Origin of the sequence: uncultured Comamonas sp., from assembly GCF_964277875.1 — a bacterium.
GTDB lineage: Bacteria > Pseudomonadota > Gammaproteobacteria > Burkholderiales > Burkholderiaceae_C > Comamonas > Comamonas sediminis.
The window spans coordinates 49,159-62,790 of record NZ_CAXYJV010000038.1 but is presented as its reverse complement, the minus strand read 5'-3'; the positions used below and the strand labels follow the sequence as shown (position 1 = coordinate 62,790).

At 65.3% G+C, this 13,632-nt stretch carries 10 protein-coding genes; 2 read left to right on the top strand and 8 right to left on the bottom strand.

Annotated elements, in window-relative coordinates; genetic code table 11:
• Nucleotides 1–2: 2 nt before the first annotated feature.
• The 3 genes from ACHWUQ_RS13870 to ACHWUQ_RS13860 form a co-directional block, all read right to left on the bottom strand.
• Complete coding sequence (locus ACHWUQ_RS13870) at nucleotides 3–1,286, bottom strand: MFS transporter (protein WP_394681494.1); 1,284 nt, start codon at nucleotides 1,284–1,286, stop codon at nucleotides 3–5.
• Nucleotides 1,287–1,428: 142 nt separating this feature from the next.
• A complete protein-coding gene (locus ACHWUQ_RS13865; protein ID WP_394681493.1) occupies nucleotides 1,429–2,718 on the bottom strand; it encodes a PQQ-dependent sugar dehydrogenase in 1,290 nt (429 codons plus the stop codon).
• The gene (locus tag ACHWUQ_RS13860; protein ID WP_312463447.1) at nucleotides 2,699–3,781 is read right to left on the bottom strand and encodes a tartrate dehydrogenase; all 1,083 of its coding nucleotides are present in this window, start codon (nucleotides 3,779–3,781) and stop codon (nucleotides 2,699–2,701) included. Before ACHWUQ_RS13860 ends, ACHWUQ_RS13865 begins: the two co-directional genes overlap by 20 nt.
• A 211-nt stretch (nucleotides 3,782–3,992) precedes the next feature.
• On the opposite strand from ACHWUQ_RS13860, the gene ACHWUQ_RS13855 reads away from it, so the two are divergent.
• On the top strand, nucleotides 3,993–4,904 hold the full coding sequence (locus ACHWUQ_RS13855) for a DMT family transporter (RefSeq protein ID WP_312409785.1): 912 nt from the start codon (nucleotides 3,993–3,995) through the stop codon (nucleotides 4,902–4,904).
• A gap of 115 nt (nucleotides 4,905–5,019) precedes the next feature.
• Here the strand turns inward: ACHWUQ_RS13855 and ACHWUQ_RS13850 are convergent, their stop codons facing one another.
• A complete protein-coding gene (locus ACHWUQ_RS13850; RefSeq protein ID WP_312409784.1) occupies nucleotides 5,020–5,754 on the bottom strand; it encodes an SIMPL domain-containing protein in 735 nt (244 codons plus the stop codon).
• Nucleotides 5,755–6,870: 1,116 nt separating this feature from the next.
• Between ACHWUQ_RS13850 and ACHWUQ_RS13845 the strand changes: the two genes are divergently transcribed.
• Nucleotides 6,871–10,176: a hypothetical protein gene (locus ACHWUQ_RS13845; protein WP_394681492.1), complete on the top strand. Its 3,306-nt coding sequence runs from the start codon at nucleotides 6,871–6,873 to the stop codon at nucleotides 10,174–10,176.
• Nucleotides 10,177–10,283: 107 nt separating this feature from the next.
• On the opposite strand, the gene ACHWUQ_RS13840 is transcribed toward ACHWUQ_RS13845, so the two are convergent.
• From ACHWUQ_RS13840 to ACHWUQ_RS13825, 4 genes are all read right to left on the bottom strand, one after another.
• A complete protein-coding gene (locus tag ACHWUQ_RS13840) occupies nucleotides 10,284–10,730 on the bottom strand; it encodes a GatB/YqeY domain-containing protein (RefSeq protein WP_239811326.1) in 447 nt (148 codons plus the stop codon).
• A gap of 152 nt (nucleotides 10,731–10,882) precedes the next feature.
• Nucleotides 10,883–11,095, bottom strand: coding sequence for a 30S ribosomal protein S21 (rpsU, locus tag ACHWUQ_RS13835; RefSeq protein ID WP_007833691.1), 213 nt, complete (start codon nucleotides 11,093–11,095; stop codon nucleotides 10,883–10,885).
• A 229-nt stretch (nucleotides 11,096–11,324) separates the two neighbouring features.
• Nucleotides 11,325–12,572 (bottom strand): NAD(P)/FAD-dependent oxidoreductase, encoded by a 1,248-nt coding sequence (locus ACHWUQ_RS13830; RefSeq protein ID WP_394681491.1) that lies wholly within the window; start codon nucleotides 12,570–12,572, stop codon nucleotides 11,325–11,327.
• Nucleotides 12,573–12,630: 58 nt separating this feature from the next.
• Complete coding sequence (locus tag ACHWUQ_RS13825; protein WP_312807359.1) at nucleotides 12,631–13,509, bottom strand: DUF3626 domain-containing protein; 879 nt, start codon at nucleotides 13,507–13,509, stop codon at nucleotides 12,631–12,633.
• Nucleotides 13,510–13,632 lie beyond the last annotated feature (123 nt).

Sequence of the window (13,632 nt, the reverse complement as noted above, 5' to 3'; positions counted from 1 at the left end):
CCTTAACGCGGATTGGCTGCCAGCCGCGTGGGCAGCAGCAGCGATACGCCGGCGGCCAGTACCAACAGCGCTGCTGCGGCGCCAAAGGCGATCCAGTGGGTGCCGAACTGCTCGTAGGCCCAGCCGCCCAGCCAGCTGCTGATCATCGCGCCAATCTGGTGGCCCAGGTAGGCGCAGCCGTAGAGCATGCCGACGAGCTTGATGCCGTAGAGATCGCCCAGGATGGCCGACGATGCGGCGATCGAGCCGGCCCAGACAATGCCGCCCAGCGCGGCCACGGCATAGAGCTGCCAATGGTGGATGACGGCCACCAGCCCGACAAAGCCCAGGCCCCGCACCAGGTAGATGACGGCCAGGATGTAGCGGCGCGGCACCATATCGGACAGCTTGCCCAGGCCCAAGGTGCTGAAGATGGCGACCAGGCCGATCAGGCCAATGCCGCCGGCGCTGCTGCCGGCATCAAAGCCATGGTCCATCAGCATGGGCACGCCATGGGTGCCCAGCAGGTTCATGCTGAAGCCACAGGCAAACAGGCCCAGAAAGATCTGCCAGAAGGGCGCGGTGGCCACTGCCTGGGCAAAGCGCAGCGAGGGCGCAGCGGGCTGGCCCGCCATCGTCCGCAGGCGCTCCCGGCGGGCGGCTTGCTCGGCGGGCGTCAGGTCGGTGTGCTCGGGCGCGTCATCACGCACAATCCACAGCGCCATCGCGGTGACGATCAGCGCAAATACCAGTGCAAAACCCAGCAGCGTGTATTGCCAGCCCCAGCGCGCAATCGTGAAGGTGAAGACCGGCGTCATCACTGCAATGCCTGCCATGGAGCCGGTGGACAGAAAGAACAGCGCCATGCCGCGCTGGCGCGTGAACCAGCTGCTGATCATCGGCGTGACTGCCACCGGGCTGGTGAAGGCCAGGCCCAGCGACAGCGCCACGCCATAGGACCAGAAAAACAGCCATGGCGTGCGGGCGTTGACGGCCCAGATGCAGGACAGCACCACGATGACGGTGCCCAGCAGCAGCACCCGCCGCGTGCCCTGGCGCGCCACGAGCCAGCCGGCCAGTGGCATGCCCAGGCCGTAGCACAACATGCCAAACGCGACGATGGAAGACAGCAGGCTGCGGCTGAAACCCAGGTCCTGCGACAGCGGCACGATGAAGGGACCGATCCCCATGCGCATGCCCACCGTCAGCAAGGTGAGGATGGTGGAAGCGGCGACGATCACCCAGCCGAAATACAGGCCGGACGGTGGGGTGGGGCCCGGAGGCAGAGAGGTGGGGAGCGCTGTCATGACGCGGTGGCCGCGAGGCGCTCGTCAAAAGGCCTGCGCAACATGGGGATGTAGTAGGGCCGATGATAGGCCGGGGCGCAGGAAGGGCAAGCGGGGCGCGCGGCTGGATGTCGCGCTGGCGGCAGGCGGGCCAGCGCGTGGGTCAGCGCTGCGCGGCGGTGGCACTGGCGCTGGCGGTATCTGGCAGCAGCATCAGCAGTGTGCGGTTGTAGTCTTCCACCACCATCAGCTGGCCGGCATGGTTCAGTGCCAGGCCGGTGGGGCGGCCCAGGGGCCGGGTCTTGCCATCTGCCGTCCAGTTGCCCATCCACTCGATCGGCTTGCCGCCGGGTTTGCCATCCTTCTGGCGTGCAAAGCCCACCACGCGGTGGCCTTGCGGCCCATGCCAGGCGGCCAGCAACTGGCCCTGGAAGGGGCTGGCCTGTGGGGTGGCCAGCAGCTGCAGCGGCGCCGTGTGCGCGGGCCAGAGCATATGGGGCGGCTTGGTGGCGGCGCAGCGCGCGCGTTGCTCGTAGCCGCGCGCTGGGCGCTGTGCGCCCACGCAATAGGGCCAGCCGTAGTCGGCACCTTCCACCAGCTCGTTGAGCTCTTCGGGGGGCTCGTTCCTGTCGCGGTAGTCGATGTTGTTCTCGGCCTGCCAGAGGCTGCCTTTGGCGGGGCCGTCGGGCAGGGTGGCCAGGGCCACGGAGTTGCGCAGACCCAGCGCAAACGGCGCGAACTGCTGCACAGGCGCTTGCGGGGGCTGGCCGGCGGCCGCAGGACTGCGCAGTACCGCACGCCACACCGCACCCCGGAACTGCATCGCTCCGCGCTCGGGACAGGGATGGGGCAGCGCGCCTTGCGCGTCCTGGCAGCGGTCTGTGAGCGAGCCGATATTGACGTAAAGGCTGCCATCGGGCCCGAACGTGATTTCCTTGAGCGGGTGCGCGCCGTCGTCGGGCAGCTGGCCCAGCACCGCTTGCGCCTGGATCGGCTGGCCTGCAGCGGGCACGTGCGTGCGCCAGATACGGCTGGCCTCGCCAATGTAGATCAGGGCATCGGGCCCGCGCACCAGGGCTAGCGGGCGGTCGAGTTTGTCGGCTAGCACCTGGACCTGGGGGCGCTGTGCGGAGTTGGCAGACGGCTGCGCCGGCAGGCTCAGCTCCAGCAGCCGGCCCTGGCGCGGCATCCAGCTGCCCATGTCGATGATCCACAGGCGTCCGGGGCTGATCTCCAGCACCCGGCGGGGCGCACGCAGGCCTTCGCGCTCATCAGCCACCAGGGCTACGCAGGTGCCGGCCGGGCTGGCTATGCTGACCTTTTCATAGCCGCCGCAGCGGCCCTGCGGCGTATAGCCCCGCGCGTGCGCCAGCGGCGCCCAGGCCAGCAAGGCGCTGGCCAGCGCTGCAAGCGCTGCCTGAGGCGGCAGGCGTTCAGGCCAGCACTTGTGCAATTGCCTTGCCCACGTCCGGGGTCTTGGCCTGGCCGCCCAGGTCGGGCGTGCGCGGGCCGCTCAGAATGGTCTGGCTGATGGCATCGACGATGGCATCGTGTGCGCTGCGCCAGGCACCCTGGCCGTTGCCCAGGAAGTCCAGCATCAGCGCCACCGACCAGATCATCGCGATCGGGTTGGCAATGTTCTGGCCATAGATGTCGGGCGCCGAACCATGCACCGGCTCGAACAGCGAGGGAAAGTTGCGCTCGGGGTTCAGGTTGGCCGAAGGTGCCAGCCCGATGGTGCCGGTGGTGGCCGGGCCCAGGTCGCTCAGGATGTCGCCAAACAGGTTGGTCGCCGCGACCACATCGAAGCGGCCGGGCTGCAGCACAAAGCGGGCAGTCAGGATGTCGATGTGCTGCTTGTCCAGCACCACGTCGGGGTAGTTCTGGGCCATGGCTTCGGCACATTTGTCCCACCAGGGCATGCTGATCGCAATGCCGTTGGATTTGGTGGCCAGGGTCACATGCTTCTTGCTGCGGCTCTGGGCCAGGTCAAAGGCGAACTTGAGCAGGCGGTCGGCGCCCTTGCGGGTGAACACCGCCTCTTGCAGCACCATCTCTCGGTCCGTGCCTTCGAACATGATGCCGCCCAGCGCGGTGTATTCGCCCTCGGTGTTCTCACGCACCACGTAGTAGTCGATATCGCCGGGCTTGCGGCCGGCCAGCGGGCAGGGCACGCCGTCAAACAGGCGCACCGGGCGCAGGTTGATGTACTGGTCGAACTCGCGGCGGAACTTGAGCAGCGAGCCCCAGAGCGAGACATGGTCGGGCACGGTGGCCGGCCAGCCGACGGCGCCGAACAGGATGGCGTCAAAGCCTTGCAACTGTGACTTCCAGTCGTCGGGCATCATCTGGCCGTGCGCGGCAAAGTAGTCGCAATGTGCCCAGTCAAAGTGCTGCATCTCCAGCGGCAGGTCAAAGCGCTTGGCAGCGGCCTCCAGCACGCGGATGCCTTCGGGCATCACTTCCTTGCCGATGCCGTCGCCGGCCAATACCGCGATACGTAGTTTCTTGCTCATGCTGGTCCTGAATGTCTGGTCAAAAGGGGAGGGTGGCCGCCCGGGTGACTGGCAGCGCTCGCAAAGGCCATTGCTGGGCTCTACAATCGCTCGTCCTCGCACCTGGTGCCGGGGCTGGGGTGTCTGGATGGGCATCCTAGCGCTGTTGGGGCAGCTGCGCAGCATGGTGCGAGACAGCTTGCACCGCTGGCGCCTCATTTTGCCGCCTGCCGTGTCGCCTTTTCCTTTTCCCCCTGAGTCCCTGGCCGTATTGGCCGCCGCCTGCTGGGCGCTGGCCGCGCTGTTTTCCGCCCCGGTGGCGCGCAAGATGGGCGCCTTTGCCTTCACCCGCTGGCGCATGGTGTTTGCCACCGTGATGCTGGGCGGCTGGGCCACCGTGGCGGGCACCTGGGGCAGTCTGAACCTGGCGCTCGTGAGCGTGCTGGTGCTGTCGGGCTTTATCGGCATCTTCATTGGCGACACGGTGCTGTTTGCCTGCATGAACCGGCTGGGTCCACGCCGATCGGGCATTTTGTTTGCCACGCATTCGATGATGTCAGCCGTGTTGGCGGCGCTCTTTTTGGGTGAACGCATGGGCGCAGTGGCGATGCTGGGCTGCGCATTGGTGCTGAGCGGCGTGATGTGCGCCATTGCGTTTGGCAAGCGCGCTGGCAGCGAATCCAGCCTGGAGGCCACGCGGGGCCGGCTCGCAGTGGGCGTGAGCCTGGGGCTGATAGCCGCCTTGGGCCAGGCCCTGGGCACCTTGGTGGTCAAGCCGGTGATGGGCCCCGATGTGGACCCGGTGGCCGCATCGGCCGTGCGCATGGCGGCGGGCTTTGGCTTTCATGCGGTGCTGCTGCTGGTGGGCTGGAAACCGGCACGCCTGACCGCCGTGATGGAGCCGCGCGACTGGCAGCTGTTGGCGGGCAGTGCTTTTTTGTCGATGGCCATGGGCATGACCCTGATCCTGGCCGCCCTCAAGTACGGCAGTGCCGGGCTGGTGGGCATGCTGTCCTCTGTCTCGCCCATTCTGCTGCTGCCGCTGCTGTGGTGGAAGACCAAGGTACCGCCCACCTTGGGCGCGATGGCCGGTGCCTTGCTCACGGTTGCCGGCGTGGTGCTGATTCTGGCGCGGCTGAGCTGAGCCGGGCGACAGCCCAGAGCATGGGCGTGAAAAAGCCAGGGGATGCAAGGCATTCCCTGGCTCGGGTGTGGCTCAGCGCTGATCCGCTATGCCACTGCGTTCCAACAGGCGCGGCTTACTTGATCAAACGCACCGCGCCGGACATGCTGACCGACACCGTGGTGTAGCCGGGCTCCAGGCCCACGGGGGCGCTGCTGTCCTCCATCTTGCTCATCATGGCCACGCCGCGGTTCATGCGGGGCATGGGCTGGCTCGTGCCGCTCTGGTTCAGGTGGATGGTGTCGTACTCGTACTGTGCGTATCCCATTGCATTGGCGGTGACCTTCGCCTTGGCGTTGAAGTTCTTGACGGCTTCAGCGATCAGCTGGTCCTGCGCCTTGTTGCGCGCCGCATCCGACAGGCGGAAGCCAGAACCGGTCAGCCGGGCCTTGTCCATCAGCGCAGCCATCGTTTGGCCGAGCGCGGCAGTGTCGGTCGACTCCAGCTGCACATTGAACTGGGTGCGCCAGCTGGTCACCTTGCCATCCTTGTTGTAGACGGGGCTGGTGAACAGGTTCTCGGTCGTGACCTGCAAGGTCGAGGACTTCTTGGCGGTGGCCAGCACATCGGCCAGCGCGGTCTTGCCCAGTTGCTGGGCCTGGGCCTGGTCCTTGGATTCCTTCTCGACGCTGAACTGGGCCCAGGCCGTGTCTTCCGGCACACGGGTGGTCGCTTCGGCATCCAGGTTCAGGCTGGGGCGCTTGTCGATGTTGGCAGCGGCGGGGGCGGGGTTCTGGGCCATGGCGGTGGAAGCTACAAAAGGGGTGGCGGCGATCAGGGCAGCGGTCGCCAGCATGCGCATTTTTTTCATCAAATTCTCCTTCTTCAAAACAGTCGCGGAGGGCTTGCCAATAAATGGCGGGAGCCCAGGTCACCGGGCTTGGAGTGCCCCGCGGGCTGCAAGTTTCAGCAACGCCGGCAAGCCGCATCGGATGGCCAAGCTTATCCCCAACTGCTGCGACAAAGAGCCACAGCGTAGGTGGCGGAAGGGCATGGACTTGTAGGACAGGCTGCCGCATTCGCCCTGGTTCATCCATATTCACATTTGGCGCTGCAAGTGCCCAGCCTGCAATGGCCTGGCTGTCCCGCAAAGCAGCAATGCTGTCATCGCCGTAACCCAGGCTGCGCAGCAGCTCCTGCGTGTGCTGTCCCGGTTGGGGCGGGTCCATGTGCACACCCGGGCGTTTGCCTGCCATGCGCAGCGGCAGCAGGGTGGTGGGCGCCGTTTGCCCTGCGCGCTCGCCATCGCTCAGACGCACGGGTGCGAGACCACCGCTGGCCAGCAGGTATGGGTCCTCATCCAGCGCTCGTGGGCGGCGAGTGGCGGGGGGCGGTGCGGTGGAGGCGTCGGTGTGGTGCATGGCTCAGGAAGGCAGAGGGCATGGGGCCGGAAGTCCCATTGCAACGAGGGAGCCGGGGTCTCGGCGGAAGAGGGTAAGGCTACCCACCGTGCAGATCAGAGGAAGTATGTGGTACGCACCTCATACGCCGGTGACGGGATGAGCATTGCTGTCTCATCAGTGCCAAAAAAAGAGAGCCATGCGTCGGACCAGCATGGTCGGAGTTGCTCAAGGCAGGGGTGGAACTACACGCCTGATAGAAACTATATACCGGTGCAGAGAAATGGATTTTATGAAATGTTATGATACAAATCTAACGCCTTGACATTTGTTGATGTGCGTCAAGATTTTTCTGCATCCCGGCTTCGCTCTTTGTTAAACAACGTGAATACAGGGATTCGAATGCGTCATTTTGATAATTGATTAAGTTAATATATTTTTTGTAATTCAACCGATGGAACACACGCCCTGTGGCTGCGCAAGCAGGCAGGGCGTTGGCATGTGGGCCTGGGTGTTCCAACAACAACGGGAAAGGTGTGATGGGTTCAGTGAACAGATGGGCGTCCGCTGCTCGATGGGCGCGCGGCATGGTGGTTCTGGGTGGTCTGGCCGGGTGGGCATCGGCCCATGCCGCCGATGACGTGACCGCCGTTTGGGGCAGTTTCAACAACAACAGCTGGACGGCCAACACCGGCAATGCAGCCAGCGCGCCAGCGGCCAATGGGCACAACGACTTGCTGGCTTTTACGGCCAACGGTATTCGCTACTCGACAGGCGTCAACGATGCGGCGCTGGTCGGGGGGTTTCAGCCGGCGGTGTTCCAGGCCTTCACGCCCAACCCCAGCTCGCTGCCGGCCACTGGCGGGCTCAATGCGATTGCCCAAAGCGGCAGCTATGACATCTCCAAATCGCGTGCGTCCTATCTTTCGGATGGCGTGCGTGGTCTGGACCTGAGTACTGCGCTGTTCAATATCCCTGCGACGTCGCTGCGTTTCAGCGCCAGCGTGGGCAACCCCGAATCCACCACGGATGATGTGCCCGATGTGCTGGTGACCCAGGTGGGGCAGCCTTCAACCAGGACGGACCAGTTTTATTTCATCGATGACACCGGCGCGCTGGTGGGCAACTCCGTCACCATCGCGCTCAACAGTGTCTCGGTCGTCGCGCGGCAAAACTGGCAGTTCTGGAACCCCAACCACACCAAAGCCAGCGTGGCCGATGGCAGCCGCGATCTGCGCATACGTGCCTACCACTTCTCGGACTTTGGCATCACGCCAGAGAACATGGCGCGGGTGGCGGGTTTTGTGCAATCGCTCAGCGGCGACTCGGACATTGCCTTCGTGGCGTACAACCAGGAGGCCGTGAGTACACCGGCTGCGTTGAGTGTGCAAAAGACCAATGCGCAGGCCACCGTGACTGCAGGCACACGCACGCTCTACACGGTGACGGTCAGCAACGCGGGCGGTACGCTGGCCAGCGATGTCTCCTGGCTGGACCGGCCACAAGGTCTGCGCGTGCTGGGTATTGCGGTGGCTGCAGTGACTGCCGGCAGCGATGCCGGCGTCTGCAGCAGCACGGGCTGCACAGGTCTGCGCCTGGCGCCTGGTGGGTCGATCAGCTACCAGGTTGAGGCGGAGGTCACCGGTGGCGTAGGCACCATGGCGTCGAACACTGCCGTGGTGGAAGGCGCCAACTGCGGCGGCGGCAGCCCCAGCAGTTGCACCAGCACCGATGCGGATCTGATCGTGGCCTCCGACTCGGTGAGCATTGTCAAGACCAACGGTGTGGATCGCCTGGCGGTGGCTGCAGAGACCACCTACAGCGTGACGCTGAGCAACAGCGCGGCCAGTGCATTCTCGGGTCTGCGCTGGACCGATACCCCCAGCGGTCTGAGCATCACTGGCATACGTGTCGGCAGTGTGGGTGCCAACAGTGTCGCGGGCACTTGCTCTACGTCGGGCTGTGTGGGCATCACGCTGGCTGCCGGTCAATCCATCGTCTACCTTGTCAGCGCAAAGGTCAACGCTGGCGTGGCCGCGGGTGCATCGGTCAGCAACAAGGCTGTCGTGCAGGGCGGCACCTGCAGCAGCGAACTGGTGACCGGCTGTGCCAGCACTGACACCGACCTAGTGGTGACAGCGGCCAACCTGCACATCAGCAAAAGCAATGAGGTGGATGTGCTGGCGCAGGGTGCGAGCACGGTCTACCAGGTGGTGCTGCGCAATACCGGTGGCAGTGCGGCTGCAGGTCTGCGCTGGGCCGAGAGCCCGGTGGGCTTGCGGATAGACCGCATCAGCGCAACGGCAGTGGGGGCCAACAGCGAGGCAGGCCTGTGCACCGTCAGTGGTTGCTCGGACATCGCAGTCGCTGCTGGCGAATCCATTGTGTATGCGGTGCAGGCGACCGTCACGGGCGAGGTCGGCGCCGACAATGCGCGCAATACGGTGACTCTCACGGGTGCTGCCTGCAGCGGCGGCAACAGCTGCAGCGCCGAGGACCGTGATGCCATCGTGCTGCCCGCTGCTGTCAGCATCTCCAAGAGCAATGGCGTGGATGCGCTGAGCGAAGGCGCGCGCAGCACCTACACCGTCACCATCAGCAACAGCGGCGGCATGCCTGCCAACGGCCTGGCATGGCTGGACAGCCCCGAGGGGATGGAGATCGAGGCGATCACGCCGATGGCGGCTACCGCTCCCAGTGATACCGGCAACTGCAGCCTGCAAGCGCCCGTCGGCTGCAGCGGCATCACGGTTGCTGCCAATGCCCGCATCAGCTACCAGGTGCTGGCGCGTGTCACTGCGTTGGTAGAGGGGCGTGCCGATGCGGTGGTCCGCAATACGGCAACGGTGACGGGCGCGAACTGCAGCCCGGCAGCCCCTTGCACAGCCACCGATACCGACGCTCTGCGCACGCCCGTGCATCTGACCTTGAGCAAGACAGCTGACGCAACGGTGGAAGTGGGCCACGCGCTGGACTACCAGTTCCGCATTGCCAACAGTGGCCAGACGGCGGTTGCAGCCGGGCAAACGCTGACGGTGGCCGAGGCTCTGCCCGAGGGCATGCGCTTGACGGGCGCCACACCGGGTGCTGGCGTGGCATCGGTGGTCTGCAATGGGGAGCCCTTGCTGTGCGAGGTGGTGCTGGATGCAGCGCTGGAGCAGGGTGCTGGCGCCGCCTTTACGCTGCATACGATGGCGCCAGCCGTGGCAGGTGCGATCACCAACCATGCGGCGATGGATCCGCAGGGCAGGCGCGAGCCGCCGGTGCCGGGTGCGGCCTGTCTGCCTACGGATGGTTGTGCCCAGGCGCGTACCGAGGTGCTGGCTCCCGCGCACATCACCGTGCTCAAAAGCAATGGCGTGGACCAGCTGCCTGAAGGCGGCACCACGCGCTATGTCGTGACGCTCAGCAACCAGGGCGGCATGCCGGTGCAGCTGCAGTGGGACGATGTGCCCAGCGGCGTGGAGGTGACGGACATCCGTGCAATCGACGTGGGAGCGGGCAGCGTGGCCGGCGTCTGCAGCGTTGCGGGCTGTACCGGGGTTACGCTGGCGGGCGGCGAGTCCATCCACTATGCGGTGTTGGCCCAAGTGACAGCCGCCGCGCCTGCACGCGTTCGCAACCTGGCCCGCGTGACCGAGGCGGCGCAGTGCAGCCGCGCGGCGCCTTGCAGCAGTGAGGATGAGGACCTGGTCTACCGCCATGGCATCGATGTGGATCCTCCGACGCCGGATCCAACGCCTGAGCCGACGCCCGATCCTGACCCCAGCCCGTTGCCCGCGCCGGTTGCGGTGCCCACGCTCACGATGGCGGGGCAGTGGCTGATGTCGCTGCTGCTGGGTGGCGCCGCGGTACTGGGACTGCGTAGAAGGCGCGAACGCAGCCGCCGCTGAGCGCTGCGCACCCACAAAAAAACCACTGCAGCGCGATGCCGCAGTGGTTTTTTATCGCGGACCCCCGCAGCGGGCGCCCGGAATGGGGACCCGTGCGATCGATCCGATCAGGGGGCCAAGGCGGCCTTCACGGCGGCAGACACCAGGCCCATGTCCGCCTTGCCTGCCAACTGGGTCTTGACCGCACCCATGACCTTGCCCATATCGCCGGGGCCCGAGGCACCGAGTTCGGCCACGATGGCCTTGACGGCGGCCGTCACCTCTTCGGCGGACAGGCGCTCTGGCAGGTAGCCCTTGATGACCTCGATTTCCGACTTTTCCTTGTCGGCCAGGTCCTGGCGGCCTGCGCCTTCAAAGGCGGCGATGCTGTCCTTGCGCTGCTTGATCATCTTGTCGACGATGGCGATCACCATCGCGTCGTCGAGCTCGACGCGCTCATCGACTTCCTTCTGCTTCATCGCAGCTTGCAGCAAGCGGATGGTGCCCAGGCGTTCGGTGTCCTTGGCGCGCATCGCGTTCTTCATGTCTTCGGTGATTTGCGCTTTCAAGCTCATAACATGCTCCTGTTGGCAGGCCGTCCAAGCAAGCAGCGGTCTGCCTGAAAAAATCTGGCGATGGCCAGAAAACAAAAAACCCGCGCCTGGCGTCCCGAGCGCGGGTGGTGTCACAGCCTGGGCAATGTGCGTCAGGCCTGTGAGAGCTGCGATCAGTACAGCTTCTTGGGCAGTTGCATGCTGCGAACGCGCTTGTAGTGGCGCTTCACGGCAGCGGCCTTCTTGCGCTTACGCTCAGCGGTAGGCTTTTCGTAGAATTCGCGAGCACGCAGGTCGGTCAGCAGGCCCAGCTTTTCGATGGTGCGCTTGAAGCGGCGCAGCGCAACGTCAAAGGGTTCGTTTTCTTTTACACGGATAGTCGTCATTAGCTAATGTTTCCATTGGTGCCAACAGCGGGTTTTGGGGAAGATCGGGCCCCAAAGCCTTGAATGGCGGTTTTGCCCTGTCATATTGACTAGTATTGGCAGACAGGGCTTTGCCAGCAAAGAGGTGGGATTATAACCAGGTTTTTATCAAACGGCAATAGGGCTGCCGGCCGTGAGCGGGGTGCCAGCGCCTGAGCTGTTGTTTCAATGCGCCTTTATGCGCGGTCCGTTACTGACCGTCTGCCATGCCCGCTGCGCAGGCCGCCGCACTGGCCCAGGCCCACTGAAAGTTGTAGCCACCCAGCCAGCCGGTGATGTCCACCACCTCGCCAATGCAGTAGAGACCCGGCACCTTCGTGGCTTCCATCGTCTGCTGAGACAGCTCCTTGGTGTCCACTCCGCCGACGGTGACCTCGGCTTTTTTATAGCCTTCGGTGCCGGTGGGGGTCAGCTCCCAGCGCGTCAGGCGCTCGGCCAGGCGCAGCAAGGCCTTGTCGCTGGCCTCGGCAATCGGGCGCTGCCAATCGGCATCCTGCGCCACCCAGGCATCGGCCAGGCGAGAGGGCACGAGGCTGGCCAGCTCATTGGCGATCAGTTTGCGTGAGCGCTGCTTGGCCGCCAGCAGGTGCGCGGCCACATCCACCTCGGGCACCAAGTTGATGTCGATGGACGTGCCTGGTGTCCAGTAGCTGGAGATCTGCAGGATCGCCGGCCCGGATAGGCCCCGGTGCGTGAACAGCAGGTCTTCGTTGAAAGTCATGCGGGTTTTCTTGCTGCCAGTGCCGATCACCACCGGCAAGGCCAGGCCCGCCAGCTGCGCATAGGGTGCCCAGGCGCTGCCATCAAAAGTCATCGGCACCAGGCCTGGCACACGCGGCACCAGCGCCAGCCCAAACTGCTGGGCCAGGCGGTAGCCCAGGTCGGTGGCACCAATCTTGGGGATGGACAGGCCGCCGGTAGCAATCACCAGGTGGCGGCAGTGCACCGTGCCCTGGGCGGTGCTGACCTGGAAACGCTGGCCATGGGCATCGGTATCGAGCGCCGAGACAGCGCTGACGGCGCAGGGTTGCCAGTGGGTGACCTGGCCGGCGCGGCACTCGGCCATCAGCATCGCGATGATGTCTTCAGCAGAGTGGTCGGCAAACAGCTGGCCCTTGTGCTTTTCGTGGTAGGCGATGCCGTGCCTGTCGACCAGCGCCACAAAATCGGCCGGCCCAAAGCGCGACAGCGCCGAGCGGCAGAACTGCGGGTTCTGCCCGACAAAATGCTTGTGCGGCTGGCGCACATCGAGATCGCGGTTGGTGAAGTTGCTGCGCCCGCCGCCTGAGATGCGGATCTTTTCTGCCACCTTGGCTGCATGGTCGATCAGCAGCACCTTGAGCCCGCGCTGCCCGGCCTGCGCCGCACAAAACAGGCCGGCTGCGCCTGCGCCAAGGATGACGGTATCAAACCGGTGGATGGGAGCGGGAGAAGACATGCGGATCCGGGTGATGGGCGGGCAGCGCGTGGCGTGCCTGCGCCGGCAAAAGCAGCGATTATCGGTGATGCGGCTCGCCGACGCAGTGCCGGCCCAGGTGGGCGATGCAATGCCAGGCCTTTTTCAGCAGCGGTGCCGGGTAGCGGTGGCAGGCCTGGGCCTGGCCCAGATCGGCTGGCGTGAGCCCGCCGGGCGCCAGCTGCAGCATATGGGCCAGCACCTCGGCCACCTCGGCGCCCCGGTACTGGCTGGCCTGCGCCAACTGGTTCTCCTGCAAGCGGTAACCGGGGTGAAAGCGCAAGGGCCAACCGGAGTTCTGTGCGGCCTGCGCAAGCGGGGTATCGCGGTAGCAAGGGTCCAGCCAGAGGGCAGCCACGTCGCGCGCCAGCAGCAGGCCGCCATGCACTTGCGCTTCCACATAGTGGTCCAGCGGGTCGGCCAGTTGCAGGCATTGCAGCTGCTGCCAATCCATCTGCTGCCACAGGCCCACATGGCGGGGCTGCCAGTAGCTGTCGGGGTCGCAAAAGCTGCTGCGTGCCGTGGCAGAGTTGTGCAACTGCAGATACGCCGATCCAAAGCGGGGTGCGGCGCCATAACCTTGGTGGCTCGGATACCCCAAAGGCTCCAGATCCACCGCGCCGTACACGGGCCGCTCAGCAGGGGCGGCCTGGTTGTAAGCGCCCGCAAACCACTGGTTCTCCCACTGCCAGCGTTCGCCCTGGGGCTGCGGGCTGTAGCTGCCATTGCTGCTGCCGCTTTCAAACTGCGATTGGTAGCGGCCCTGCTGGCACAGCAGCGCCAGCAGCGGCTGGTCTTGCGCTGTCCAGTCGGGATGAAAGTGCACATGGATCGATGCGGGTGCAGGCGCGAGCTCGCGCACCGGCCCGCCTCGGCTCTGTACGGCCTGCAGCGCTTGCTGCTGGGCATTGGTCAACATGGGCGCGGGGCTTGGCATGGACATGGCAGGTTCGCTAGGGATTGCGCAGAATGCAGTGGATGGATCGTAGCCGGTTCTGCGCTGCATGCATGCCCTGGCTGGCATGGGGTCGGATGGCGCTGG

Coding starts and splice junctions, on each gene's coding strand:
- ACHWUQ_RS13830 (WP_394681491.1), bottom strand. CDS start 12,572: ATGTCTTCTCCCGCTCCCATCCACCGGTTTGATACCGTCATCCTTGGC.
- ACHWUQ_RS13840 (WP_239811326.1), bottom strand. CDS start 10,730: ATGAGCTTGAAAGCGCAAATCACCGAAGACATGAAGAACGCGATGCGC.
- ACHWUQ_RS13845 (WP_394681492.1), top strand. CDS start 6,871: ATGGTGGTTCTGGGTGGTCTGGCCGGGTGGGCATCGGCCCATGCCGCC.
- ACHWUQ_RS13850 (WP_312409784.1), bottom strand. CDS start 5,754: ATGAAAAAAATGCGCATGCTGGCGACCGCTGCCCTGATCGCCGCCACC.
- ACHWUQ_RS13870 (WP_394681494.1), bottom strand. CDS start 1,286: ATGACAGCGCTCCCCACCTCTCTGCCTCCGGGCCCCACCCCACCGTCC.
- ACHWUQ_RS13825 (WP_312807359.1), bottom strand. CDS start 13,509: ATGTTGACCAATGCCCAGCAGCAAGCGCTGCAGGCCGTACAGAGCCGA.
- rpsU (WP_007833691.1), bottom strand. CDS start 11,095: ATGACGACTATCCGTGTAAAAGAAAACGAACCCTTTGACGTTGCGCTG.
- ACHWUQ_RS13860 (WP_312463447.1), bottom strand. CDS start 3,781: ATGAGCAAGAAACTACGTATCGCGGTATTGGCCGGCGACGGCATCGGC.